Raw genomic sequence first — 23369 nt, 5'->3', positions numbered from 1 at the left:
GCGGCGGCGATCGGCTCGTCGCGGCCGGTCACGGCGGCGGCCAGGTGCCAGGCGCGGCGGTCGGCGTCCTGCTCGTCGTCGAGCGCCGCGGCCAGGGCCCGGTGCGCGGCCAGCCGCTCGTCGTAGGCGGCCCGCCGCGCCGCCGCCGTACGCATCAGCGGGTGGCCGAAGGCCAGGCGCCCGCCGGCGGTGGTGACGAATCCGGCGCGCTCGGCCGGTCCCAGGGCGGCGGCGTCGAGCTCCAGCATCCCGGCCGCGCGCAGGACGACGTCGAGATCACCGGCGTCGTCCAGGGCCGCGACCAGCAGCATCGTCTGGGTTGCGGGCGGCAGGACGGCGATCCGCGCCTCGTAGGCCTCCTGGATGCGACGCGGCAGCGGCAGCTCTTCCCGCGCGTGCCGCAACGCGTCCGACATCCGGGGCAGCTCGATCAGCGCGAGCGGGTTCCCGCCGCTCGCGGCGAGGATCCGGTCGCGTGCGGCGGGGCCCAGGCCGGGCGTGCACCCGCGCAGCAGGTCACCGGCGGCCTGCCGGTCGAGGCCGTCGATCCGCAGCTCCGGCACCCCGTGCGCGGGGAAGACGTCCCGGGCCGCGAACAGCAGCGCGATCCCCTCCGAGTGCAGCCGCCGGGCCGCGAACAGCAGCGCCTCGGCCGAGGGCCGGTCCATCCACTGGGCGTCGTCGATGAGGCACAGCAGCGGGCCGTCCTCGGCCAGCTCGGTGAGCAGCGACAGGGCGGCCAGGCCGATGAGGAAGCGGTCCTCGGGGGCGGCGGAGAGACCGAAGGCGCCCTCCAGCGCCCTGGCCTGCGGCGCCGGAAGCCGGCCGATCCGGTCGAGGGCCGGGCGCAGCAGCAGGTGGAGCGCCGCGAACGGCAGCTCCGCCTCGGTCTCGATGCCGGTGCCGCGCAGCGGCCGCATGCCCGGTGCCGAGCGGGCGGCGTGCTCCAGCAGCGCGGACTTGCCGATGCCGGGCTCGCCGCGCAGGATCAGGCTCCCGCTGCGGCCGGCCGCGGCCTGCCCGATCAGCGCCGCGATCTCCGCCTGTTCCCGTTCCCGCCCCACCAGCACCATCAGAATGTAGCGTCACCCGCCTGGACGGGCCGTCATGGGGCACGCCAGACATTTGTCCGATACCGGGCGGACGCTCCCGATCCCTACCGTCGTACAGCGAGACACGGTCCTGGCGCAGGCGCGCCGACCTAGGGAGAAAAGCATGGATTTCCTGATCTTTCTGCTGTTATTCGCGGGTCTGTGCGGATGGCTCGACCAGTGGGCCACCCGCGCCGCCGGGCCGACCTCCGGGAAGGGACACTGAGATGTTCATCGGACACTTCGGGCTGGCCGCCGCGGTCAAGGCGTCCCAGCCGCGCGTCCCGCTGTGGTCGCTCATGCTCGCCACGCAGTTCCTCGACGTGGTCTTCGTGGTCCTGTACCTGGCGGGCGGGATCGAGTCCTTCCGGGCCGTCGCCCCGGGCACCTACGGCGAGGCGCTGATCGACGCCGGCTACACCCACTCGCTGCTGGGCGCGCTGCTGCTGTCGGCGCTGTACGGCGCGCTGGGCGCCTGGCGGTGGGGCCGCCGGGCCGGATGGGTGCTGGGCGCGACGACGTTCAGCCACTGGCTGCTCGACCTGCTCGTCCACCGCGCCGACCTGCCGCTGCTGCCCGGCAACGCCGGCGGCCTGCCGCTGCTCGGCCTCGGGCTGTGGCGGGCCCCGTGGGCCACGGCCGTCGTCGAGGGCCTCCTGCTGGTGGCCGGCGCGGTCCTGTACTTCCGCTCGGTACGCGAGCGGGCCACGGTCACCTGGCGGGCGATGGTCTCCGGCGGCGCCATGGCGCTGCTCCTCGCGCTCGGGCTGGTCGTCGATGTCCTCAGTTGACGGAGGTTCTGACATGTTCGTCGAGGTTCCGGGCGGCCGTCTGGCCTACGACTCCGCCGGCGAAGGGCCGCTCGTGGTGTGCGTACCCGGCCTGGGGGACACCCGCGATGCCTACCGGTTCCTGCGCCCGCCGCTGGTGGAGGCCGGCTACCGGGTGGTGACGGCGGACCTGCGCGGCCACGGGGAGTCGTCGGCGGGATGGGACGACTACTCCCAGGCCGCGGTGGGCGGCGACATCGTGGCCCTGCTGGAGGAGCTGGACGCGCCGGGTGCCGTCCTGCTCGGCAACTCCTACGCCGGAGGCGGGATCGTCCACGCCGCCGCGCAGGCGCCCGAGCGGGTGGCCGGAATCGTGCCGATCGACGGCTTCATCCGGGCCCTCCCCCTCAACGTCGCCCTTCGCGTCCTGCTCAGGCTGATCGCCTCGTCCCCCCGGCTGTGGAGCCTCTACTACGCCATGGCGCACCGCACCGCCAAGCCCGCCGACCTGGCCGAACACCGCGTCAAGCTGGTGGCCATGCTGGGCGACCCGGTACGGCGCGAGGCGATGAGCGCCATGCTGCTCAACCGCGACCTCGACGCCGAGCGGGTCGTCGCCCAGGTCCACTGCCCGGCCCTGGTCCTCATGGGCGCCAAGGACCCCGACTTCCCCGACCCGGCGGCGGAGGCGCGGGCCCAGGCGTCGCTGCTGCGGGGGCAGGCCGTGGTGATCGACGACGCGGGTCACTACCCGATGTCGGAGTTCCCCGGGCGCACGGCCGAGGCGCTGCTGCCGTTCCTGAAGAACGCGTTCTGACCGAGGCCGCCGGGCGCGAGCGGCAGGCGGGCGGTGACCCGGAAGCCGCCGCCGGGCCGGGGGCCCGCCTCGAGGTCGCCGTCCAGCAGGGCGGCCCGCTCGCGCATGCCGGTGATGCCGTGGCCGCCCGCCTCAGGGGCGGCGGCCGGCCGAACGGCGGGTCGAGCGGCAGGTCGAGGGCCGGGTCCAGCGGTGGCGGGCCCGTCGTCGACGACCTCGACGCGCAGGTCGTCCTCCCCGTAGTCGACCACGACCCGGCAGTGGTCGGTGCCCGCGTGGCGCAGCACGTTCGTCACCGACTCCTGGATGATGCGGAAGGCGGACCGGTCGACGGCGGCGGGCAGGGGGCGGGGCTTCCCGCGCCGGCGCACGTCCACGCGCAGACCGGCCGCCGCGGTCGTGCGCGCCAGCCGGTCCAGCTCGTCGAGCCCCGGCGGGGACGCCGGCTCGCCGCGCTGCCCGCCCTCGGCCGAGCCGCGACGCCCGCCCTCGGACGGCCCGGGATGCCCGCGTCCGGCCGGACCGGGATGCCCGGGCGCGCGGAGCACGCCGAGCAGGTGCCGCAGCCCCTTCAACGTCTGCCTGCTGGTGGCCTCGATCGCCGCCAGCGCCTCGCGGGCCCGCTCCGGGCTGTCGTCGATCACGCGGGCGCCCGCCCCGGCCTGGATGGCGATGACACCGATGCTGTGCGCGACCATGTCGTGCAGCTCGCGCGCGATGCGCAGCCGCTCCTCGGTGACCGTCCGGGCCTCGACGTGCGCGCGCAGGGCCAGGTCGTACGCGCGCCGCTGCCGCACCAGGAACCCGGTCAGCCAGGCGACCAGGACGCCGAGGCCCAGCAGGACCGACAGCGCGAGGAACCCCAGCGCCCCCGCGCGCAGGCCGTGGCGCGCCAGGTCCACCTGAAAGGCCGTCTCCTGCACGAGCAGCGCGCCGGCCGCCGCCGCCAGGCCCGCGCGGCGCGACCGGCCGGCGGCGAGCAGGCAGACCAGGACGTCGGCCGCCGGGAACAGCGGCCAGAACCGCTGGGCCGGCTGTCCCAGGACCATCGCCGCGACGGCCCCGCTCAGCAGCACCGTGAGCACCACGCCCGGCCGCCGCCGCGCCCACGCCAGGGGAACGGCCATGGCCGCGGCGAACGCCACATGCGGCGCGCCGGCCGGGAGCAGGTTCTCTCCGTCGGTCAGCGTCGCGGCGTACAGCGGCGGCACCAGGGCCGCCACGCCGCACCAGGCGAGCAGCGTCCGCACGCCACGGGGCAACCGGGACCAAAGGGGTGGCCTGGGCGTTTCATCGCGCACCCGGTCGATCGTAGTGACCCGCTTCCGGCCGGGCATCGGCCCGCGGGCGTATGCCCGCAGGCCACTCCCGCGCCGCGGAAACCGGCCCACGGCCCGATGCGGCCCGCCCCCGAGCGGCGACAACGTTGACCAGGTGATCGAAGTCAACGGACTGACCAAGCGCTACGGCGCGGTGACGGCGGTGCACGACCTCACCTTCACCGTACGGCCGGGGCACGTCACCGGGTTCCTCGGCCCGAACGGCGCGGGCAAGAGCACCACCCTGCGCATGATCGTCGGCCTGAACCGCCCCACCGCGGGCGGCGCCACCATCGACGGCCGCCCGTTCGCCCGCCACCGGGCCGGGCTGCGTCATGTCGGCGCGCTGCTGGACGCGGCCGACGTCCACGGCGGCCGCACCGCCGCCGCCCACCTGCGCGCGCTGGCGGCCGGCAACGGGCTGCCCCGCCGCCGGGTGAGCGAGGTGCTGGAGGAGGTGGGCCTGGAGGCGGTGGCGCGCCGCCGGATCGGCGGTTTCTCCCTGGGCATGCGCCAGCGGCTCGGCATCGCCGCCGCGCTGCTGGGCGACCCGCCCGTGCTGCTGTTCGACGAGCCGGTCAACGGCCTGGATCCCGAAGGCGTGCGCTGGGCGCGCGGCCTGTTCCGGCGCCTGGCCGCCGAGGGGCGCACGGTGCTGGTCTCCAGCCACCTGATGAGCGAGATGGAGAACACCGCCGACCGCCTGGTCGTCATCGGCCGCGGCGAGCTGATCGCCGAGGAGAGCCTGGCCGCGTTCGCCGCCCGCGGCGCCGGGGCGTCCGTCGTCGTGCGCACGCCCGACGCCGCCGAGCTGGCGGCGGTCCTCGCCCTGGAGGGCGGGTCCGTGCGCGCGGACGGCGGCGACGCGCTGACGGTGACCGGGCTGAGCGCCGCCCGCATCGGCGAGCTGGCCCATCAGCGCCGGATCATGCTGTCCGAGCTGGCTCCGCGGGCCGCCTCGCTGGAGCAGGCGTTCATGGAGCTGACCGCCGGCCGCGCCGACTACCGCGCCGGCGCCCGGACGGACGCACACGCCGGCCACCAGCCCGGCCACGCGACCGGCCACGCGACCGGCCACCAGACCGACCACGCGACCGGCCGCCGCGCCGGCGCCCCGTCAGGTGGCGCGCGATGAGCGCCGGCCGCTTCCGCGACCTGCTGGTCGCCGAGTGGATCAAACTCTGGTCCCTGCGCTCCACCGCCTGGCTGGTCGGCCTCGGCACGCTGGCCATCGTCGCGTTCGCCGCCCAGAGCAGCCTGAACGCCTACCAGAGCTGGCCCGGCTTCACCGCGATGGAGAAGGCCATGTTCAGCCCGCTGGACGAGGCGTTCAGCGGCCTGTCCGCCTCCCTGCTCATGATCGGCGCCGGCAGCCTGGGCGCGCTGACGATCGTCGGCGAGTACGCCACCGGCCTCATCCGCACCACGCTGGTCGCCGTACCGGCCCGCCACCGCGTCGTGGCCGCCAAGCTCACCGTCGTGGCCGTGGTCACGCTCGCGACCGGCGCGCTCATCTCGGCGGGCACGTTCGGCGTCAGCCAGGCCATCCTGTCCGGCCGCGGCGTCGCCGTCTCGCTCGGCGACCCCGGCGTGCTGCGCGTCCTGGCCGCCAACGCCCTGCTGGCGCCGGTGGCCGCCCTGACCGGCATGGGGATCGGCGCGCTGCTGCGGCACACCGCAGCCGCCGTCGTCACCGTCTGCGCCGCGCTGGTCATCGTGCCGACGTTCTTCCGGCCCACCGTCCACCAGTGGCTCGACGACCTGTACGCCCTGGTGCCCTTCTACGTCTGGCGCGTCTGCCTGGGCCTGCCCCAGGTGCGCGAGGATCCCGCCCTGCCGACGGTGGCCGGCTCCTGGGCCGCCTTCGCGCTGTGGCCGCTGGCCGCCGCCGCCGTGACCTTGATCGTCGTACGTCGCCGCGACGTGTGACCGCCCGGATTCCCATCACCCTTTCGAACGGGAGAAATCGCATGACCGCAACGTCCATCCGAGCCGGCCTGCTGGCCGTACCGCTGACGGCCTGCCTCACGCTGAGCGCGGTGGCCTGGTCCACGCCGGCCGCCGCCGCGGCCGACCGGCCCACCCCCGCGGCCGCCGCGTCCGCGCGACCGGCCCCCACCGCCGCGCGGACCGCCGACGTCCGGCTGGAGCTTCCCCGCCCGACCGGCCCGCACCTGGTCGGACGCGACATCCTGCACCTGGTCGACCGGGGCCGCGAGGACCCCTGGGTGCCCGAGTCGGGCCCGCGCCAGCTCATGGTGTCGATGTACTATCCCGCCCGGTCTGCCAGCGGCGTCCCCGCCCCGTACATGACCACCGCGGAGGCCGCCTCGCTGCTGCGGCGCAAGGCTCCCGGCGTCGAGCTGCCGCCCGAGGTCGTCAGCGGCACCCGCACCTACGCGAGCACCGGCGCACCGCCCGAGCACGGCCGGCACCCCCTGGTCGTGCTGTCTCCCGGGTTCGGCCTGCCGCGCGCCAGCCTCACCTTCCTGGCCGAGGACCTGGCCAGCCGCGGCTACGTCGTCGCCCTGGTCGACCACGCCTACGAGTCCTCCGGCACCACCCTGCCCGACGGCCGGACCATCACCTGCGCCCCGCTGTGCGACCAGCCCAAGCCCCCGGAGGGCGGGCAGGCGACGATCACCAGGAGCCGCACCAAGGACGTCGCCTTCGTCCTGGACGAGCTGACCGGCCGGCACCCGGCCTGGAAGAACGCCCGCGTGATCGCTCCCCGGCGGATCGGCATGGCCGGCCACTCCCTCGGCGGCGACGCCGGCGCGGCCACCATGGTCGTCGACAAGCGCGTACGGGCGGGGGTGAACCTGGACGGCACCTTCCACCCCGCCGTCGCGCTCGACCGGCCGTTCCTGCTGATCGGCAGCAAGGCCGACCACGTCCCCGGCAAGGACGACACCTGGGACGCCGGCTGGCGCAAGATGAGCGGCTGGAAGCGCTGGCTCACCATGGACCGCACCGACCACCTCAGCTTCACCGACCTGACCCTCCTGCAGGGCGCGCTCGGCAAGTCGGGGCCCGACGCGCTGCCGCCGCTGCGCTCCCTGGAGCTCACCCGCGCCTACGTCGGCGCGTTCTTCGACCTGCACCTGAAGGGCAGGAAGCAGCCGCTGCTGGACGGTCCGTCCCCGGCCAACCCCGAGGTCGCCTTCCACGATCCTCGGTGACCGTCACCGCGCGGACGTCCCGCCCCGCGCCGGCGTCCTGACGGCCGGGCCCGCCGCGGCGCGCTCCCGCGTGACGCGGCGGCGCCGGCCCGGCAGCGCGAACGTCGGGTTGGCGACGCTCCACGCGGCGCCCTTGCAGACCAGCTCCTTGTAGACGGCGGCGAGCCGGCCGGTCAGGACGGCCGGCTTGGCGCGGTCGTCGGCGGTGACGAACTGGATCAGACCCTGCGCGCGGCCCAGCGAGACGCACTGGTTGACGTAGCCCAGCGACGCGTTCGGCAGCTTCCCGCCGGTCAGGCGCGCCACGATGGCGTCGGCGGCCTGCCAGGCGGTCGGGATGCCCGAGGCGCACGACATCCGCAGCGGCTTGCCGCCGGGGCCCGTCGCCAGGGCCGCGTCGCCGATGGCGTACACGTCCGGGTGCGAGACCGAGCGCATGGTCGCGTCGACGACGATCTGGCCGGTGTCGCCGACCTCCAGGGCGCTCGCCCGCGCGATCGGGTGGACCGCGAAACCGGCGGTCCACACGGTGACGTCGGCCGGGATGGCGCCGCCGGCGGTGACGACGCGATCGGCTTCGACGGCGGTGACGGCGGCGTTCTCGTGCACGGTGATCCCGAGCCTGCCGAGGACCGTCCGCAGGTGCGCGCGGCCCTTGGGCGAGAGCCGGTCGCCGAGGGCGTCGTGGGTGGCGAGGGCGACGTGGAGGTCCGGGCGGGCCTCGGCGATCTCGGCGGCGGCCTCCAGGCCGGTCAGGCCGCCGCCGACGACGACCACGCTCCGCCCGGCGCCGAGGCGGGCCAGGCGCTCGCGCAGCCGCAGCGCTCCGGGGCGGCCGGCGATCTCGTGGGCGTGCTCGGCGGCCCCGGGCACGCTCTGGGCGTTCCAGCCGCTGCCGAGGGCGTAGACGAGGGTGTCGTAGGGGAGCTCTTCGGCGCCGGACCCGGGCGTGGTCGAAAGGGCGCCGTAGGCGTCGGTGAGGGTGACGGTCTTGCGCTCGACGTCGATGGCGGTCACCTTCGCCGGCCTCAGCTCGACGCCGGTGCCCGCGAACATCTGGCCGAGCGGCCGGGGCCTGAGGTCCTGGCCGGTCGCGAGCTGGTGCATGCGGACGCGTTCGACGAAGTCGGGCTCGGTGTTGACCAGGGTGATGGCGACGTCCTCGGGGTGCAGCCGCCTGGCGAGGCGGCCGGCGGCGAAGGCTCCGGTGTATCCGGCTCCGAGGACGACGATGCGGTGCCGCATGGGGTTGCTCCTGTCTGGCGTGGGTTCGCCCTTTGAACCGGGCGGCCCGCGGTTTCCTGACAGGTACGCGGTGTGAAGCGCCTCACACCGCGGTCACCACGGGGAGGGCACGGGCTCTCCATGGCCGGTGGCCGCCCAGCGGGCGGTGGCGCGGGCGAGCTTGTCGGGGTTGACCTGGCTGCGGCAGGCGGCGATGCCCTCCGGGGTGACCTCCAGGCACATGACGGCGACGACCCGGCCGTCCACGACCGCCACGACGGCGGGGCCGCCGTTGGCGGTCGAGGCGTAGATCTCGGGCGCTCCGCCGACCAGGGCGCGCTTGGCGTCGCTGGGCTTGAACAGGTTGCGCAGGAACGTGGCGACCGCGGAGGCGCCCTCGAACGGCTTGACCCGGGCCGGGATCTTCCCGCCGCCGTCGCCGATCGCGATGGCGTCGCCGGTGAGCAGGCGGACGAGCGGCTCGGTCCGGCCGCTGGCGGCGGCCACCAGGAACTCTTCGACGACGCGCCGGGCGGCGGCCTCGTCGATCGCGGCGCGGGCCTTGCCGTCGGCGAGGTGCTTCCTGGCGCGGTGGAAGATCTGCTGGCTGGCGGCCTCGGTGATGTCGAGGATCTCGGCGATCTCCCGGTGCGGGTACTCGAAGGCCTCCCGCAGCACGTACACGGCCCGCTCGTGGGGGGAGAGGCGCTCCATGAGGGTGAGGACCGCGTACGAGACCGACTCCCGCTGCTCGGCGGTCTCGGCGGGGCCGAGCATGGGGTCGCCGGCGAGCAGCGGCTCGGGAAGCCACCGGCCGACGTAGGTCTCGCGGCGCGTCCGCGCGGAGGTGAGCTGGTTGAGGCACAGGTTGGTGAGGACCTTCGTCAGCCAGGCCTCGGGGACCTCGATGCGGTCGGCGTCGGCGGCCTGCCAGCGCAGGAACGTCTCCTGCACGGCGTCCTCGGCCTCGCCCGCGGAGCCGAGGAGCCGGTAGGCGATGGCCTCCATGCGCGGCCTGGCCGCCTCGAACCTGGTGACGTCGTCCACGGTCAAGGGCATGGCCCGATCCTAACCACCGTCACCGACCGCACCGGTCCACTCCTTGGCCTTCGAACGCCGGGCGGCGAGTGCCAGGACGAGGAGGACGAGCCCGGCGGCGGGGGCCTGTGCGAGGGCGGCGGAGGGTCCCCAGGCGTCGGCGGCGCGCCCGGCGAGGGCCGCCGCCAGCGCCGAACCGGCCGCGCCGGCGGAGTTGTTCCAGGTGAGGGCCTGGGTGAGGACGGCCGGGTGGACGGCTTTCTGGGTGAGCACGTTCAGCAGGACGAGGGTGGGCGGCACCGCCGCCTCGGTGACCACCACGGCCGCGCCGAGCCGGACGGCCGACGACGCGAAGGGCAGCAGCAGCGCCGCGCCCGTCAGGCAGGCGGTGGTGACGACGAGCCGGCGGCGCGGCGGCGCGGGATGCCGCGGCAGCCCGTACAGCCAGCCGGACAGGAGGCCGCTGAGGCTCGACGCGGCGATGATCGGGGCGGCGGCGCCGGGGGTGCCGTGGCTGACGGCGAAGGCGCTGACGCCGACGCCCATGGTTCCGAAGTACAGCCCGAGGGCGAGGTTGAGCAGGGCGAGCAGCAGGAAGGCGGGCCGCAGCAGGGTCCGTGCGGCGCGGGCACGCGCGGCGTGGTCGCGGGCGGGCGGAGGCGCGGTGCGGCCCTGGACGGCGAGCGCCCCACCTCCGCCGAGGATCAGGGCCACGGCCATGGTGCTCGCCAGGGCCGCCTCGCCTGCGGCGCCCAGCGAGCTGACCAGGACCGGCCCGAGCAGGAACGCGGTGGCGTTGGCCAGGGACTCCAGGGAGAAGGCGGTGGGCAGTTCGCCGGCCCGCCCGCCGCGCAGCAGGTGGGCCCAGCGGGCCGCGGACAGGGCGCCGAGCGGGGGGACCGTCGCGCCGGCGCAGACGGCGGCGATGATCGCGGCGGCGGGGGTGGTGGAGGCCAGGACGCCGGTGACGGCGGCGGCGTGGGCGAGCAGGGAGTACGGCAGGACGCGGGTCTGGCCGAACCGGTCGACCAGGCGGGCCGGTTGCGGGCCGATCAGGGCCTCGGCGAGGGCGAATCCGGCGGCGGCGAGGCCGGCGGTGCCGTAGGAGCCGGTGCGGGCGTGCAGCAACCAGACCAGGCCGAGGCCGGTCATGGCGATGCCGACGCGGCCGGCGGCGGCGGCGAGGAAGAAGGCGGCGGCGCCGGGGGTGCGCAGCAGGGGACGGTAGCCGGGGGCGGCGTGAGGCATGAAGGGGTCCTTCGTCGCCGACCGGCGGGGCGGGCCGCGTGGGGCCGCCGGCGCCTGAGTGGTGCGGAAAGGTGCGGACCCCGGACCGCCGGGGGACGTCCAGAAGCGCGGCGGGGCGGGACACGCGCCCTCGCCGCCGTCCCTGACGCCGGGCGGAGGAGAAACGTCGGGCCCGGGCCGAGGCGGGTCCGGGCGACTGCGACGATGCTAGCAGGCCGGTCCTGCCCGGCCGCGGTCCCCGGGCCAGGCAGGGCACCGCGGCCAGGCAGGGCACCGCGGCCAGGCAGGGCACCGCGGATGGGCCGGGTTCCGCGGCTCGGCCGGGTCAGTGATCAGTCGACTCCCACCACGCCAGGTGGGCGGCGGCCTCGGCCACCGGCTCGATGATCTCCCACGCCTCGGCGATCAGGCCGTCGTGGAGCCGCCAGATGTCGACGACCGCGATCTCCGGCCCGCCGCCGGGGAGCCGCCGCAGCGAGTGCATCACCACGTGGTCGCCGTCGGCCAGCACCTGCCGGATCTCGACCCGCATGCCGGCGAGCGGGACGAGCGCGGCGCGTACGGCGGCGAGCCATTCGGCCTTGGTGGAGGAGGTGGCGTCCGGCCGGTGGTGGAGGAAGCCGTCGCTGAGCAGCGGCGCGAGGGCGTCGACGTCGCCCGTCGCGACCAGGGCCGTCAGCGCCCGCTGGACGATGCTCTTGTTGTCGGGGGTCGTGCTCTGTGTGGTCACGGGCAGCAGTGTCGCCGTCGTCGCGACGGCTGTCGATGAAGTCGCATGTCATGGCGTTCCGCCGGCTGAGGAGTAGTATCGGCGGCCATGCGCACGGTCGGGGAGATGCTGCGGGAATGGCGGCGGCGCCGCGGGCTCAGCCAGCTCGATCTGGCGAACGCCGCCGACGTCTCGGCCCGTCACGTCAGCCTGGTGGAGACCGGCAAGTCCCACCCGAGCGCGGACATGATCCTGCGGCTCGCCGGCCGGCTCGACGTGCCGTTGCGTGAGCGCAACCGGCTGCTGCTCGCCGCCGGCTTCGCCCCCCGCTACGCCGAGCGGCCGCTCGACGCGGAAGCGCTGTCGGCGGCCCGGGACGCGATCGCCAGGGTGCTGCGCGCGCACGAGCCGTACCCGGCGCTGGTCGTCGACCGCCGGTGGAACATCGTGATGACCAACCGCGCCCTCGACCCCTTCCTCGCGCACGTCGCCCCCGACCTGCTCCGGCCGCCGATCAACATGGTGCGGCTGGGCCTGGACCCGCGCGGGCTGGCCCCGCACATCGTCAACCTGGCCGAGGTGCGCTCGCTGCTCCGTACCCGGATCACCCGTCAGCTCGCCGCGGCCCCCGACCCCGAGCTCGCCGGGCTCTACGAGGAACTGCTGGCCCCGGGCTCGGACGACGAGGGCCACCCGGTCACGTCCGAGGTCGCGATCCCGATGATCTTCAACTTCGGGGGACGGGAACTGCGGCTGTTCTCGACCACCACCACGTTCGGCACCCCGACGGACATCACCCTGGACGAGGTCTCGATCGAGTCGTACTACCCGACGGACACCGAGACCGCCGCCTACTTCACGAGGCCCGGCGCCCTGGGATCATCGGCTCCCGCCGGCCGTTCGAACCCAGGGCCGCGCAGCTGACACGAGCGGGCCCTTCTGGCCCTGGGTGACGTCGAAGACCACTTTCCGCGTTGAACCGCCCACACCCGGAGCAACCGGCAAACAACAATGCACCTGACGCATGGGACCGCGGCGGGGGGCCGGGTTGCCGGTTCAGGGCTCCGCCGGGCGGCCGTGCGCCTCGTTGATGCGCAGCGCCTCGGCGAGCTGGTCTTCCAAGATGATGATCCGGCAGGCGGCTTCGACGGGTGTGCCCTGGTCGACGAGTTCACGGGCTCTGGCGGCGAGGCGAAGCTGGTAGCGCGAGTAGCGGCGGTGGCCGCCGCTGGAGCGTCGCGGCTCGATCAGTTTGGCGGCGCCCAGAGCGCGCAGGAACGCCGCGGTGACACCGAGCATCTCCGCGGCCGCCCCCATGCTGTAGGCGGGGTAGTCCTCGTCGTCGAACCGGTCCTCGGCGCTGCCTGCGGCCCCGGCGGGAGCGGGCTTGTCAACGCCGGCTGAGGAGACTTGATCCATACATGCCTTTCATCACGCGAACAGGGGGCCCCGACGCCTGTTGCGCCGGGGCCCCGAAGAGGTTCAACACCATCTACCGGCCGTCCGGCCGGCTCACTGTTTCCGCAGCCGCCGTACTCGCCGGCGGCGATGCGAGGATCGCGGATGTGTGACCGTAGACCACCTTCCTATCTGTGGAACTGCGGTACCCGGGCGGCGAGACTCAGCCGGCGCCGGGCGATCCTGATGGCGTTCAACACTCCCTTCATCCTTGTCCGGACCACTGTCCGGCTTCCTCTTCGGCAGCGCGTCCACGGTCAGGGCCCCTTGCCACTGCGCTGGCCCGTCACGTCCGACCTTCTGCCGTCGACTTCACCTTGTTGCGGGCAGTTCGTCGTGGTGCCACTACTACTTCTTGCTGCCCGGTAGATCCGTTTCTTGCGCTGCCAGAAACATTAGCCCCGCCGGACGCGAATGTCTACTGCGGCGACTGCAGATTTTGTGCGTCCGGCGGGACAGCCGGGCGGAAGGGCCGGGAGGTCTCCCCGGGCCCGGCACGGGGCATACCGAACCGGCGTCGCGGCCTTCTCCTCCCTTCCCGGCGTCAGTCCGGGCGGCCCCGTCCGTTTGGGGAGGGTGCGTCGCCGGGTTGCCGCAGCGCGGCGGCGAGCATGGCGTCGAGCGCCTGCTGGGACGTCCGGAGCGCGCTGATCGCCTCCGCGACGCGGCGGCGCTCCCGCCGCAGGTCGCTGACCATTCCGGGGCACGTGGACGGTACGAGCCGCTCGCCGTCGTCGTGGACGCAGTGCAGCAGCCCCTGCTCCTCGTAGTAGCGCAGCAGCCGTTCGGCCGGTCGGTCGCCCGCCGGTTCGCCCGGGAGGGACTTCCGATCGCCCTCGTCGCACGGACCGCCGAAACGCTCGCCGCCGCCGCCGAAGCGGTCGCGCCGTTCGGGGTGCCCATCGTCCCGCTCGCCGCCGACAGCACCGATGAGACGGCGCTGCGCGCCGCGCTCGACGCGGCGGCCGAGCGGTTCGGCCTCCCCGACGTGGTCGTCCACAACGCGGCGGTCATCCGTTCGGACACGCCCGGGCAGTTGTCCGCGCGCGGCCACCTGGACGCCTGGGCGGTCAACGTGGTCGGCGCGCTGACCGCCGCCGCCCACGTCGCACCGGCGATGGCGCGGCGGGGGAGCGGCACGTTCATCGTCACCGGCGGGATGCCCGAGCCGAAACCGCAGTATGTCAGCCTCTCGCTCGGCAAGGCCGGGGTGCGGACCCTGGTCGCCCTGCTGGACCAGAACCACGGGCCGTCCGGGGTCCATGTGGCCGGCCTCACCGTGGACGGCCCCGTCGCCCCGGGCACGGCGTTCGACCCGGACGACATCGCCGAGCCCTGAAGGCGGCGGCTCCGTTCTCGGCCGCGGCATCGGGAGCCGCCTCCGCCCTCACACCTCCATGCTCGAACCGGCCAGGAGAAGGAACAGGGGGACGCGCCGGCGGCGGTCGAACTCGGCCAGGTCGCCGTCGAAACGATCGTGGCGAGGGGCGCACTCGCGCAGCGCGGTGACGGCGAAGCGGGCGCGTACCAGGGCGGTGACGTAGTCCTCGACGGTGCGGTGGTACCAGGTGACGGTGTCGCCCATCCAGTCGCGCCGGCGCGCTCCGGTGCGGAAGTAGTCGTCGACGATCCAGTCGGTGCGCGCCTCCTTCGTGCCGCGACGAGCTTCGGGAGAGGTGATGACGGGGTGGACGACCGTGAACAGCAACCGCCCGCCCGGCGACAGCGCACGCCGGCAGGCCGCCAGCACGGGATCGAGGTCGCCGACGTAGTGCAGCGCGAGGCGGGAGATGATCAGGTCGAAGGTGTGCGGCGGCGCGGAGAACTGCTCGATGTCCGCCCGTTCCACGCGGCCGGAGGTGCCGTGGAGGGTGGCGGCGGCCGCCCGGGTCATCTCGGCCGAGCCGTCGATGCCGAGGTAGCCGCGGCAGCCGGACGCGAGCAAGGTCCGGCCGATGGCGGCGTCCCCGCAGCCGAGGTCCAGCACGCGGAGGCCGGCCACCGGGCCCAGTTCGTCGAGGAACGCCGGTTCCTCCATGACGTGGTTGGGGCTGCGCGCCCCGCTGTGACGGTGGCGCAGGTAGCGCTCCAGCACCTCGGGCGCATCGTAGAAGGCGCCTCCTCGAACGGGGCCGGGCTCCCCGGGCGCATCGGGTGTGATCACGATGGGAAGGGTATTCCGGCCACCCCGCACGCCGCCGGGGAGACGCCGTGACCGCTCGCCGGGCACACGTCGTCCTGTTCGACGACGAGCCGCACCGGCGGAGTCCGCGTGGGCCGGCTGCCGCGGCGGGCTACTTGGACGCGACTCGTCCGGCCGGGGAGGTGCCGGTCGTCAGGGTCTCGCACGCCGCCTGCCAGGCGTCGTCGCCGGGCTGGAACCGGGTGCGCAGGTAGGCCGAGGTGAGGCGGCCGAGGGCGGCGACGCGTCCGGGGTTCTCGTCGGTGGTCTCGGCGGCGTCGTATCCGGAGACGCCGCCGAGCAGGTGCTCGGCGCCGAACAGGGTGAGCAGGGACTTCGGCGCGGGCGCGAGGCGGTACGGGTCGGCGTGCCAGTCGGGGCCGACGTCGGTGAAGTGCCGCGAGTCGTCCTTGTCGCCGGCGACGACCAGGGCGGGGGTGGTCATCGTGGAGAAGTCGGTGGTGTGGAAGAACGGCACCTTCCCGGCCATCCATCCGTTGAGGACGTCGCCACCCCTGCCGGGTGCGGCCAGCAGCACACCGGCCTTGACGCGCGGCTCGATCAGGTTCACCTCCTGCCCGGTGTCGGGGTCGGTGATCCGGGCGCCCAGCAGGAGCGCGGCGGTGTGGCCGCCGAGGGAGTGCCCGGCGACTGCGATCCTGCCGTGGTCGACGCGCCCGGCGAGCCCCGGCACGGTCTTCTCGATCTCGTCGAGCCGGTCGAGGATGCGGCTCATGTCCTCGGCGCGTGAGCGCCAGAAGAAGGGCGCTCCAGGGGCGCCGGCGAGCCGGTCGCTGAGGGTGCGGGAGCTGAGGTGGGTGGGCTGGATGACGACGAATCCGGCCGCCGCCCAGAGGTGGGCGATGGGCGCGTACCCGTTCAGCGAGGAGAGGTTGTGGGAGCCGCCGTGCCCGTGGGAGAGCAGGATGACGGGCAGGCCGGTGCCGGTCGCGGGCGCGGAGACGCGGAGCTGGAGGTCCACGGGCCGTCCGGGCACGGACAGCACCACCGGGCTGTACGACAGGACGGGAGCCGGCGGCGCAGAGGTGGAGGCAGAGGTGGAGGCGGTCATGGTGAGCGGTTCCCTTCGGGGGTTCGCGCCGCGGCCGGCACCGACCTCAGGCGGCGCCGAACAGGCGGCAGGCGAGTTGTCAGGCGCGTCGGGCCTCGGCTAACCTGAACCGGAACGTTGCTCCAGTTAGTTTCGGATCGTTGTTCCGCTTTGTCAACCCGTGGGAGAGGAAAGCTGTGTCCGCCGACAGCCCGGCCGGGAGGGCACCGGCCCGGAACAAGCGGGCCGACGCGGTGCGCAACGAGCAGACGCTGCTCGCCGCCGCCGCCGAGGTCTTCGTCACCTCGGGCGTCGACGCCCCGATCCGGCAGATCGCGGCCAGAGCGGGTGTCGGGCTGGGGACGATCTACCGGCACTTCCCGACCCGGGCGGAGCTCGTCACCGCCGTCTACCGCCACCAGATCGAGGCGTGCGCCGAGGCGGGTCCGAGACTGCTGGCGGACGCGGGGTCTCCGTTCGACGCGCTCCGTCAGTGGATCGACCTCTTCGTCGACTTCCTGGTCACCAAGCACGGCCTGGCTGACGCCCTGCAGTCCGACAGCAGCCGCTTCGCCGCGCTGCACACCTACTTCCTCGACCGCCTCGAACCCGTGTGCGCGCAGCTGCTCGCCGCCGCGGTCGAGGCCGGCGACATCAGGCCCGGCACGCAGCCCTACGAGCTGATGCGCGGCATCGGCAACCTGTGCGTCGGACGCGACAGCGACCCGCGCTACGACCCGCGCCGGTTGATCGACGTGCTCCTCCAGGGGCTCCGGCGATCCGGGCCCGCCTGACCCGGAGCTACAGCCAGCCGCGTTCCTCGGCGACCAGGGCGGCCTCGGTGCGGGTGGCCGCGCCGACCTTGCCGATGGCCGCCGACAGGTGGTTGCGCACGGTCCCGTGGGACAGGCTCAGCGCCCTGGCGATCTCCGCGACGGTCCCGCCGCGCCGCGCCGCGCGCAGCACGTCGCGCTCGCGAGCGGTCAGGGGACTGGTCCCGCTGGTCAGCGACTCGGCCGCCAGCGCCGGGTCCACGACCCGCAGGCCCGCGTGCACGCGCCGCACCGTGTCGACCAGGTGCTCGGGCGAGGAGTCCTTCACCACGAAACCCGACGCGCCGGCCCGCATCGCGCGGGTGAAGTAGCCGGGCCGTCCGAACGTGGTGCAGATGACCACCCGGCACGACGGCAGCGCCCGGCGCAGGCGTTCGGTCAGGGTGAGGCCGTCCATGCCGGGCATCTGCACGTCGACCAGCGCGACGTCGGGCCGGGTGCGCAGCGCCGCCTCCAGCGCGTCCTCGGCCGTCGCGGCCTGGGCGGCCACCTCGATGTCGGGTTCGAGCGCGAGCATCGCGGCGAGCGCGCCGCGTACCAGCGCCTGGTCATCGGCGAGCAGCAGCCTGATCACGCGCGGCTCGCCCGGAGCAGGAAGCCGCCCTGCGGCAGCGGGCCCGCCTCCAGCACGCCACCCACCGCGCGGAGCCGCTCCGCCAGCCCGGCCAGGCCGCTGCCCGGCGGCCGCGCGCCCGCGGCGGTGGCGGCGCTGGCTGGCGTGGCAACCGCGGCGGTGGCCGGCGCGGCGGAGGTGGCGACCGCGGTGGTGCCGGAGGGGTGGGTGGCGGCGGTCGCGGGGCCGTTGTCGCGGATCTCCAGGCAGGTCCCGCTCAGGGCGACCTCGCAGCGCGTGGCGCCGCTGTGCCGGATGACGTTCGTGACACCCTCGCGCAGCACGTACGCGAACGGCTCCCTGAGCTCCTCGGCCACCTCGTCCCCGCTCTCGGGCAGCACGGCCTCGATGCCGGCCGCCCGCAGCGCCGCCCGTACCCCGCCCAGCTCGGCCGCCAGCGACGGCCGGCGCGAGCCCGACACCGTGGCGCGGATCTCCGCGTGCGCCTGCCGGGAGAGCCGCTCCACGTCGCGGACCTCGGCGAGCGCCTGCCCGGGGTCGGCGCCGCGCTCCAGCAGGCGGCGGGCCAGCCCCGCCTTGGCGGTGATCGTGGTGAGGCTGTGGCCGAGCACGTCGTGCAGGTCGCGGGCCAGGCGCTCGCGCTCGGCGGCGGTGGCCAGCGCCTCGATCTCCTTGTTGGCCCGGCCGAGCTGGACGAGCAGGCGGATCAGCAGCAGCACCGCGACCGGGGTCACGATCTGGGTCAGCACGGGCGGGATCAGCTCCCACGACAGGCCGCCCGCCGCGCCGGACAGGGTGAGCAGCCGGACGACCGCCGCCGCCGCGGCCAGCAGCAGCGCCCACGCCGTGGGCAGCAGCCAGGCGGCCGCGCTCAGCGTGAAGCCCAGCAGGGCCGGCGGCTCGCCGCCGTGCGCCGCCGGCACGGCCACGCCGAGGGCGAGCAGCCAGACCAGCAGCGCGATCCGCGCCCTGGGAGCCCACGTCACGCCGTACGCCATGGCGGCGATCCAGCTCGCGGCGTACGCCAGCGCCAGCGCGACGGCCAGCGGACCGCGCCCTGGCCGGAACGCCTCCCACAGCGGCCAGACCAGCAGCCCCGCCAGCACCGCCAGGCCGCGCGCCCAGCGCCACCGGCGGGACGCGCCGCGCTCCGGACGCCAGGACGGCCAGGAGGACCACGCACGTTCCATGCTGTCAGCCTAAGGACGCGATCAGGCGCGGGCGCCGTCGCGCCGATAGCGCACGACGACGGCCACGCCCAGCGCCACCGTGTACGCCGCCAGCACCACCGGCGCCGGACCCGGCCCGCCGGAACCCGACACCGCGCCGTGCCCGATCTCGGCCAGCCAGTAGCTCGGCAGCGCCCTGGCCGCCCCCGCCAGCACCGGCGGGAAGGAGGCGACCGGGATCAGCAGCCCGCCGACGAAGCCGAGCAGGAGCAGCACCCCGCCCTGATAGGTCTGCACGTTGCGCGCCGAGCAGAGCTGCCCCACCAGCAGCCCGAGCAGCGCGAACGGCACCGTGCCCAGCCAGGTCCCGAGCACCGCCTGCGCCCACGCGTCGGCCGGCAGGCGCACCCCGGCCGTGAGCGCCGCCATCAGCGCCACTCCCGCCACGGGCGGCAGCGCCACCAGCATCGCCACCGCCCCCTTGGCCGCCAGATAGCCCGCGCCGGACAGCGGGGTCAGCCGAAGCTGCCGCTGCCAGCCCGCGCCCCGCTCCACGGCCGTGCGCGCGCCGGTGTCCAGCGCCGCCTTGACCGCCCCGAACGCCGCCAGCCCGCTCATCAGGTACGCGGGCGTGGCCCCCTGGCTCTGGTAGAGGCGCGACAGCAGCACGAACAGGCCCACCGGGAGCGCCACGGCGAACACCAGGAACCTGGAGTCCCGCAACGCCCGCCTGACCTCGAAGCGCAGGTAGCCGCCCCTCATCGCGCCGCCACCTCCTCGCCGGCCAGGTTCGCGCCCGTCAGCAGCACGAACGCCTCCTCCAGGCTCGCCGAGCGGATCTCGACGTCACGGGCGCCGGGATGGCGGGCCAGCAGCGCGCGCAGCGCGCCGTCGGAGTCCGAGCACCGCAACACGACCCGGTGACCGTCGCCGGCCGGCTCCGCGCCCACCACTCCGGGCAGCGCCAGCAGCTCCGGCGGCCGGACCCCGGGGACCAGCGCGGTCACCGTCCGGCCGCCCACCCGCGCCATGACCGCGCCCACCGGCCCGTCGGCGACGATCGTCCCGTCCCGCATGAGCACGACCCGGCCGGCGTGGGCCTCGGCCTCCTCCAGGTAGTGGGTGGTGAACAGCACGGTCCGCCCCGAGGCGGCGAACGCGCCCATGGCGTGCCAGAACGCGCGCCGCGCCGTCACGTCCATCACCGCCGTGGGCTCGTCCAGCACCAGCAGCCCGGGGTCGGGCACCAGCGCCATGGCCAGCCGTACGCGCTGTGTCTGCCCGCCCGACAGCCTGGCCGCCCGCCGCTCCGCGAGCTCGCCGATCCCGGCCAGCCGCAATGCCCCGGCCACGGGCATCGGCGCCCGGTGCATCGAAGCGATCATGGTGAGGATCTCGCGTACGGTGGCGTCCTCCAGCAGCGTGACGTCCTGGAGCATCGCGCCGACGACGCCGTCCGCGAGCGCCCGGCGCGGGTCCGCGCCGAAGAGCGTGATGCCGCCGGAGTCCGGCGGGGTCAGGCCGAGCATCATGTCGACGGTCGTGGACTTGCCCGCGCCGTTGGGCCCGAGCAGCGCCACGACCTCGCCGGGCGCGATCAGCAGATCGATCCCGGCGACGGCCGTCCGCTCGCCGTAGCTCTTGCGCAGGCCGCTGAGGGCCACCGCGTGGGGTGTGCTGCGTTCCATGCCCGCCAGCATGGTCGCGGGCGGGCGCCCGCTCCTGGGCAGCCTGTCACGGTTCCGCTGTGACAGGCGTCACAGCCGCCATGCTGGCGATCAGGGGGAGCGGTCGCCGCGCTCCAGGGCCTCGTCGGCGCGGGCGCCGGACAGGATGGCGTCGAGCAGTCCCGGATAGCGGGCGTCGAGGTCCTCGCGCCGCAGGAGGAGCAGGTTCTCCCGCCCCGAGGGCTGCTGCCGGATGACGCCGCTGTCGCGCAGCACCCGCCAGTGATGGGTCATGGTCGACTTCGCCGTGATCCCCAGCGTGTTGAGGACGCTCGTGCAGTTGTGCTCGCCGCCGGCGTCGAGGACGCGCACCACGGACAGGCGCACGCCGTTCCCGAGCGCCGACAGCACGTCTTCGATCCGGATCTGGTCGCGGTCGGGATGACGGAAGGCCATGGTCCTACTGTACTCCGATTGTCGAACAATCGCGGGACGCTGTGGCATAGTACGACCGTACGTATATCCGCGTACATTCGTCATGCGGGACGGGCTTCGGCATGCCCGTCACCGGCTCCCTCCGAAGGGCGTTCCATGTCCTCATCCTCCGCGCTGCCCGCACGGGCCCCGGCCCAGGTCAAGCCGCGACTCGGCTGGACCCTGGCGCTGCTGGCCCTGGCCCAGCTCATCTACGCGCTCGACCTCAACATCGTCTTCGTCGCGCTCCCTCAGATCGGCGCCGACCTGGGCTTCCCCGGCCAGACCCAGCAGCTCGTGGTCAGCGCCTACGTCGTCTTCGCCGGCGGCTTCCTGCTGCTCGGTGGCCGGGCGGCCGACCTGCTGGGCCGCCGCCGCGTGTTCGTGCTCGCCCTGGCCCTGTACGCCGTCTCCTCGCTGGCGGGCGGGCTGGCCGGCGGTCCCGTCGTCATCGTCGTCGCCCGCGCCATCCAGGGCATCGGCGGCGCGCTGCTGCTGCCCTCCACGCTGGCGCTGCTCAACAGCCTGTTCGCCGAGGGCCCGCAGCGCAACCGCGCGCTGGCGGTCTGGGGCGGCGCCGGCGCCAGCGGGCTGACCATCGGCGCGCTGCTCGGCGGCCTGCTCACCGAGAACTTCGGCTGGCCCGCCGTCTTCTTCGTCAACGTCCCCCTGGCCGGGCTGGTCGCGCTGGCGGCCCTTGCTGTCATCCCGCGTGACCCGGCCAGGGGAGAGCGGCGCAGGTTCGACGTTCCCGGCGCGCTGAGCGTCACCGCCGGATCGACCCTGCTGGTCTTCGCCCTGGTCGAAGGGCCCGAGCTGGGTTGGGGCAGCCCCCTGGTGGCCGGCGCGTTCCTGCTGGCCGCCGCGCTGCTGGGGATCTTCGCGCTGGTCGAGGCCCGCAGCGCCGACCCGCTCATGCCCTTCCGGCTCTTCCGCAACCGCAGCCTGACCGTCGGCATGCTGGTGACCTTCGTCTACATGGCCACCTTCGGCGTCCTGCCGTACTTCCTGACCGTGCTGCTGCAGAGCATCCACGGCTACAGCGCCCTGCAGACCGGGCTGGCCTTCCTCATCCCCTCCCTCGCCATCGCCGCCGGCACCCAGGGCGGCGAACGCCTGGCCACCCGGATCGGCACCCGCGCCACCCTGCTGATCGGCTTCGCCGTCGGCGTGGCCGGCACCGCCGTGCTGGCCCTCGGGTTCGACGCCGACGCCGGCTACGGGCTGCTGGTGCCGGGCCTCGTCGTCTCCGGCCTCGGCCAGGGCGTCGTCTGGACCGCCATGTGGATCGCCGCCGCCACCGGCACCGCCGCCCACGAGCAGGGCGTGGCCAACGGCATCGCCTCCACCGCGCTCAACCTCGGCAACGCGATCGGCCTGGCCGTCTTCACCGTCATCGCCGACCTCGGGACCGCGGGCGAGAGCGGCCAGGCGCTGCGCGCGGCCACGGCCGACGGCGAGTTCGTCGTCGTCCTGCTCACCGCGGCCACGATGATCGCGGGCCTGCTGATCACGCTCACCCTGCCGCGCCCCGCCCGCTCCACCTGACGTCACGCGCGACCCGGATCCGCCCGGCGGCGGGCGTCCTCGCGCGAGCGGAAGGTGCGGCGGTAGGTGTCCGGGGGCACCCCGACCGTACGGGCGAAATGCCGGCGCAGCGTCGTGGCGGTGCCCATGCCGGTGGCCGCCGCGACGGCCTCGACGCTGTCGTCGGTGGTCTCCAGCAGCTCCTGGGCGTGGCGGATCCGCTGCGTCAGCAGCCATTGCAGCGGGCTGGTGCCGGTCACCGACCGGAAGTGGCGGCTCAGGTGGCGCGCGCTCATCCGCGCCTGGCGGGCCAGGTCCTCCACGGTCAGCGGCTGGTCCAGTCGTTCGATCACCCAGGGGAACAGCTCGGCGAGCGGATGGTTGTCCGGGGCGGGCACCGGGGCGGTGACGAACTGGGCCTGGCCGCCGTCCCGGTGCGGCGGCACCACCAGGCGGCGGGCGAGCGCGTTGGCGACCGACGAGCCGTGGTCCAGGCGTACGAGGTGCAGGCACAGGTCCATGGCCGCGGCCTTGCCGGCGGAGGTGAGCACGCTGCCGTCGTCCACGTACAGCACGTCCGGGTCCACCTCCACCTGCGGGTAGCGGGCCGCCAGGTCACCCGTGTGCGCCCAGTGCGTGGTCGCGCGCCTGCCGTCCAGCAGGCCGGCGGCGGCCAGCACGAACGCGCCCGTGCAGAGCGACGCCACGCGCGCGCCCGCCTCGTGGGCCGCGCGCACCGCGTCGACCAGGTCGGCGGGCGGCTCGACGTCGACGTCGGCCCAGCCCGGGACGATCACGGTGTCGGCGCGGGGCAGCCGGTCGAGGCCGTGGTCGGGCTCCAGCAGGAACCGGCCGGCCCGCACGGCGCCCGGCCCGCAGACGGTCAGGGTGTACCAGCGGTCCACGCCGGTCAGGCCGGTGCCGAAGACCTCGTACGCCAACGACAGCTCGAAGTGCAGCATGCCGTCGGTGACGGCCAGCGCGACAGTGTCCATGTCCGGAATTGTACGCATCATGGCGTTCCAGCCACTCGCGG

Annotated in this window: 25 protein-coding genes; 9 read left to right on the top strand and 16 right to left on the bottom strand. The window is 74.8% G+C overall.

Going from position 1 to position 23369, the window contains the following annotated elements; translation table 11 throughout:
- The coding region (locus tag HT134_RS39715) for an AAA family ATPase (protein WP_175605639.1) at positions 1 to 1073 on the bottom strand (1073 nt) is incomplete at its 3' end.
- Between the two features lie 245 nt (positions 1074 to 1318).
- Between HT134_RS39715 and HT134_RS39710 the strand changes: the two genes are divergently transcribed.
- Together HT134_RS39710 and HT134_RS39705 are read left to right on the top strand one after the other, a co-directional pair.
- Positions 1319 to 1882: a permease gene (locus HT134_RS39710; RefSeq protein WP_175605638.1), complete on the top strand. Its 564-nt coding sequence runs from the start codon at positions 1319 to 1321 to the stop codon at positions 1880 to 1882.
- A gap of 13 nt (positions 1883 to 1895) precedes the next feature.
- Positions 1896 to 2678 carry an alpha/beta fold hydrolase gene (locus HT134_RS39705; protein ID WP_175605637.1) on the top strand — a complete coding sequence of 261 codons (783 nt, stop codon included), beginning with the start codon at positions 1896 to 1898 and terminating at the stop codon, positions 2676 to 2678.
- Here the strand turns inward: HT134_RS39705 and HT134_RS39700 are convergent.
- The gene (locus tag HT134_RS39700) at positions 2609 to 3928 is read right to left on the bottom strand and encodes a sensor histidine kinase (RefSeq protein ID WP_312888772.1); all 1320 of its coding nucleotides are present in this window, start codon (positions 3926 to 3928) and stop codon (positions 2609 to 2611) included. The two genes, HT134_RS39705 and HT134_RS39700, sit on opposite strands and share 70 nt — an antisense overlap.
- Positions 3929 to 4112: 184 nt before the next feature.
- On the opposite strand from HT134_RS39700, the gene HT134_RS39695 reads away from it, so the two are divergent.
- From HT134_RS39695 to HT134_RS39685, 3 genes are read left to right on the top strand one after another with little or no spacing between them, the layout of a single operon-like run.
- Positions 4113 to 5132 carry an ATP-binding cassette domain-containing protein gene (locus HT134_RS39695; RefSeq protein ID WP_175605635.1) on the top strand — a complete coding sequence of 340 codons (1020 nt, stop codon included), beginning with the start codon at positions 4113 to 4115 and terminating at the stop codon, positions 5130 to 5132.
- Positions 5129 to 5926, top strand: a complete 798-nt coding sequence (locus tag HT134_RS39690) for an ABC transporter permease (protein WP_175605634.1) — start codon at positions 5129 to 5131, stop codon at positions 5924 to 5926. Before HT134_RS39695 ends, HT134_RS39690 begins: the two co-directional genes overlap by 4 nt.
- A gap of 41 nt (positions 5927 to 5967) precedes the next feature.
- Positions 5968 to 7179, top strand: a complete 1212-nt coding sequence (locus HT134_RS39685; RefSeq protein WP_175605633.1) for an alpha/beta hydrolase family protein — start codon at positions 5968 to 5970, stop codon at positions 7177 to 7179.
- Between the two features lie 3 nt (positions 7180 to 7182).
- Here the strand turns inward: HT134_RS39685 and HT134_RS39680 are convergent, their stop codons facing one another.
- From HT134_RS39680 to HT134_RS39665, 4 genes are all read right to left on the bottom strand, one after another.
- Positions 7183 to 8424: an NAD(P)/FAD-dependent oxidoreductase gene (locus tag HT134_RS39680; protein ID WP_175605632.1), complete on the bottom strand. Its 1242-nt coding sequence runs from the start codon at positions 8422 to 8424 to the stop codon at positions 7183 to 7185.
- 93 nt (positions 8425 to 8517) lie between these two features.
- A complete protein-coding gene (locus HT134_RS39675) occupies positions 8518 to 9462 on the bottom strand; it encodes an RNA polymerase sigma-70 factor (protein WP_175605631.1) in 945 nt (314 codons plus the stop codon).
- A 9-nt stretch (positions 9463 to 9471) separates the two neighbouring features.
- On the bottom strand, positions 9472 to 10689 hold the full coding sequence (locus tag HT134_RS39670; protein ID WP_175605630.1) for an MFS transporter: 1218 nt from the start codon (positions 10687 to 10689) through the stop codon (positions 9472 to 9474).
- Between the two features lie 325 nt (positions 10690 to 11014).
- Positions 11015 to 11419 carry a nuclear transport factor 2 family protein gene (locus HT134_RS39665; protein ID WP_175605629.1) on the bottom strand — a complete coding sequence of 135 codons (405 nt, stop codon included), beginning with the start codon at positions 11417 to 11419 and terminating at the stop codon, positions 11015 to 11017.
- Positions 11420 to 11506: 87 nt separating this feature from the next.
- On the opposite strand from HT134_RS39665, the gene HT134_RS39660 reads away from it, so the two are divergent.
- Positions 11507 to 12322, top strand: a complete 816-nt coding sequence (locus HT134_RS39660) for a helix-turn-helix domain-containing protein (RefSeq protein WP_175605628.1) — start codon at positions 11507 to 11509, stop codon at positions 12320 to 12322.
- A gap of 132 nt (positions 12323 to 12454) precedes the next feature.
- Here the strand turns inward: HT134_RS39660 and HT134_RS39655 are convergent, their stop codons facing one another.
- Complete coding sequence (locus HT134_RS39655) at positions 12455 to 12715, bottom strand: helix-turn-helix domain-containing protein (RefSeq protein WP_246366388.1); 261 nt, start codon at positions 12713 to 12715, stop codon at positions 12455 to 12457.
- A gap of 685 nt (positions 12716 to 13400) precedes the next feature.
- Positions 13401 to 13553, bottom strand: coding sequence for a hypothetical protein (locus HT134_RS47925; protein ID WP_312888771.1), 153 nt, complete (start codon positions 13551 to 13553; stop codon positions 13401 to 13403).
- A gap of 39 nt (positions 13554 to 13592) precedes the next feature.
- On the opposite strand from HT134_RS47925, the gene HT134_RS39645 reads away from it, so the two are divergent.
- On the top strand, positions 13593 to 14195 hold the full coding sequence (locus tag HT134_RS39645) for an SDR family NAD(P)-dependent oxidoreductase (protein ID WP_312888769.1): 603 nt from the start codon (positions 13593 to 13595) through the stop codon (positions 14193 to 14195).
- 48 nt (positions 14196 to 14243) lie between these two features.
- On the opposite strand, the gene HT134_RS39640 is transcribed toward HT134_RS39645, so the two are convergent.
- Entirely contained in the window at positions 14244 to 15020 is a 777-nt protein-coding gene (locus tag HT134_RS39640) for a class I SAM-dependent DNA methyltransferase (protein ID WP_175605626.1), read from the bottom strand.
- A 130-nt stretch (positions 15021 to 15150) separates the two neighbouring features.
- A complete protein-coding gene (locus tag HT134_RS39635) occupies positions 15151 to 16110 on the bottom strand; it encodes an alpha/beta hydrolase family protein (protein ID WP_175605625.1) in 960 nt (319 codons plus the stop codon).
- 176 nt (positions 16111 to 16286) lie between these two features.
- Between HT134_RS39635 and HT134_RS39630 the strand changes: the two genes are divergently transcribed.
- Positions 16287 to 16883 carry a TetR/AcrR family transcriptional regulator gene (locus tag HT134_RS39630; protein ID WP_175605624.1) on the top strand — a complete coding sequence of 199 codons (597 nt, stop codon included), beginning with the start codon at positions 16287 to 16289 and terminating at the stop codon, positions 16881 to 16883.
- A 7-nt stretch (positions 16884 to 16890) separates the two neighbouring features.
- Here HT134_RS39630 and HT134_RS39625 read toward each other — a convergent pair whose 3' ends face one another.
- The 5 genes from HT134_RS39625 to HT134_RS39605 form a co-directional block, all read right to left on the bottom strand.
- Positions 16891 to 17496, bottom strand: a complete 606-nt coding sequence (locus HT134_RS39625) for a response regulator transcription factor (RefSeq protein WP_175605623.1) — start codon at positions 17494 to 17496, stop codon at positions 16891 to 16893.
- Entirely contained in the window at positions 17493 to 18686 is a 1194-nt protein-coding gene (locus HT134_RS39620) for a sensor histidine kinase (RefSeq protein WP_175605622.1), read from the bottom strand. Before HT134_RS39620 ends, HT134_RS39625 begins: the two co-directional genes overlap by 4 nt.
- A gap of 21 nt (positions 18687 to 18707) precedes the next feature.
- Positions 18708 to 19427 carry an ABC transporter permease gene (locus HT134_RS39615; protein ID WP_175605621.1) on the bottom strand — a complete coding sequence of 240 codons (720 nt, stop codon included), beginning with the start codon at positions 19425 to 19427 and terminating at the stop codon, positions 18708 to 18710.
- Positions 19424 to 20353, bottom strand: a complete 930-nt coding sequence (locus tag HT134_RS39610) for an ABC transporter ATP-binding protein (protein WP_175605620.1) — start codon at positions 20351 to 20353, stop codon at positions 19424 to 19426. Before HT134_RS39610 ends, HT134_RS39615 begins: the two co-directional genes overlap by 4 nt.
- Before the next feature lie 90 nt (positions 20354 to 20443).
- On the bottom strand, positions 20444 to 20788 hold the full coding sequence (locus tag HT134_RS39605; RefSeq protein ID WP_175605619.1) for an ArsR/SmtB family transcription factor: 345 nt from the start codon (positions 20786 to 20788) through the stop codon (positions 20444 to 20446).
- Between the two features lie 135 nt (positions 20789 to 20923).
- On the opposite strand from HT134_RS39605, the gene HT134_RS39600 reads away from it, so the two are divergent.
- The gene (locus HT134_RS39600) at positions 20924 to 22354 is read left to right on the top strand and encodes an MFS transporter (protein WP_175605618.1); all 1431 of its coding nucleotides are present in this window, start codon (positions 20924 to 20926) and stop codon (positions 22352 to 22354) included.
- Between the two features lie 2 nt (positions 22355 to 22356).
- Here HT134_RS39600 and HT134_RS39595 read toward each other — a convergent pair whose 3' ends face one another.
- On the bottom strand, positions 22357 to 23328 hold the full coding sequence (locus tag HT134_RS39595) for a helix-turn-helix domain-containing protein (protein ID WP_175605617.1): 972 nt from the start codon (positions 23326 to 23328) through the stop codon (positions 22357 to 22359).
- Positions 23329 to 23369: the final 41 nt, after the last annotated feature.

It is taken from the genome of Nonomuraea rhodomycinica (genome assembly GCF_013363995.1).
GTDB classification, from domain to species: domain Bacteria; phylum Actinomycetota; class Actinomycetes; order Streptosporangiales; family Streptosporangiaceae; genus Nonomuraea; species Nonomuraea rhodomycinica.
Note: the sequence above shows the minus strand (reverse complement) of the source record. Positions and strands in the feature narration are given on the sequence as shown.

Bases quoted from the DNA above. Each gene is read 5' to 3' on its own strand.
- HT134_RS39710 (WP_175605638.1), top strand. From the start codon at position 1,319: ATGTTCATCGGACACTTCGGGCTGGCCGCCGCGGTCAAGGCGTCCCAG.
- HT134_RS39705 (WP_175605637.1), top strand. From the start codon at position 1,896: ATGTTCGTCGAGGTTCCGGGCGGCCGTCTGGCCTACGACTCCGCCGGC.
- HT134_RS39690 (WP_175605634.1), top strand. From the start codon at position 5,129: ATGAGCGCCGGCCGCTTCCGCGACCTGCTGGTCGCCGAGTGGATCAAA.
- HT134_RS39685 (WP_175605633.1), top strand. From the start codon at position 5,968: ATGACCGCAACGTCCATCCGAGCCGGCCTGCTGGCCGTACCGCTGACG.
- HT134_RS39680 (WP_175605632.1), bottom strand. From the start codon at position 8,424: ATGCGGCACCGCATCGTCGTCCTCGGAGCCGGATACACCGGAGCCTTC.
- HT134_RS39675 (WP_175605631.1), bottom strand. From the start codon at position 9,462: ATGCCCTTGACCGTGGACGACGTCACCAGGTTCGAGGCGGCCAGGCCG.
- HT134_RS39670 (WP_175605630.1), bottom strand. From the start codon at position 10,689: ATGCCTCACGCCGCCCCCGGCTACCGTCCCCTGCTGCGCACCCCCGGC.
- HT134_RS39660 (WP_175605628.1), top strand. From the start codon at position 11,507: ATGCGCACGGTCGGGGAGATGCTGCGGGAATGGCGGCGGCGCCGCGGG.
- HT134_RS39655 (WP_246366388.1), bottom strand. From the start codon at position 12,715: ATGGGGGCGGCCGCGGAGATGCTCGGTGTCACCGCGGCGTTCCTGCGC.
- HT134_RS47925 (WP_312888771.1), bottom strand. From the start codon at position 13,553: ATGGTCAGCGACCTGCGGCGGGAGCGCCGCCGCGTCGCGGAGGCGATC.
- HT134_RS39635 (WP_175605625.1), bottom strand. From the start codon at position 16,110: ATGACCGCCTCCACCTCTGCCTCCACCTCTGCGCCGCCGGCTCCCGTC.
- HT134_RS39620 (WP_175605622.1), bottom strand. From the start codon at position 18,686: ATGGAACGTGCGTGGTCCTCCTGGCCGTCCTGGCGTCCGGAGCGCGGC.
- HT134_RS39615 (WP_175605621.1), bottom strand. From the start codon at position 19,427: ATGAGGGGCGGCTACCTGCGCTTCGAGGTCAGGCGGGCGTTGCGGGAC.
- HT134_RS39610 (WP_175605620.1), bottom strand. From the start codon at position 20,353: ATGGAACGCAGCACACCCCACGCGGTGGCCCTCAGCGGCCTGCGCAAG.
- HT134_RS39605 (WP_175605619.1), bottom strand. From the start codon at position 20,788: ATGGCCTTCCGTCATCCCGACCGCGACCAGATCCGGATCGAAGACGTG.
- HT134_RS39600 (WP_175605618.1), top strand. From the start codon at position 20,924: ATGTCCTCATCCTCCGCGCTGCCCGCACGGGCCCCGGCCCAGGTCAAG.
- HT134_RS39595 (WP_175605617.1), bottom strand. From the start codon at position 23,328: ATGGACACTGTCGCGCTGGCCGTCACCGACGGCATGCTGCACTTCGAG.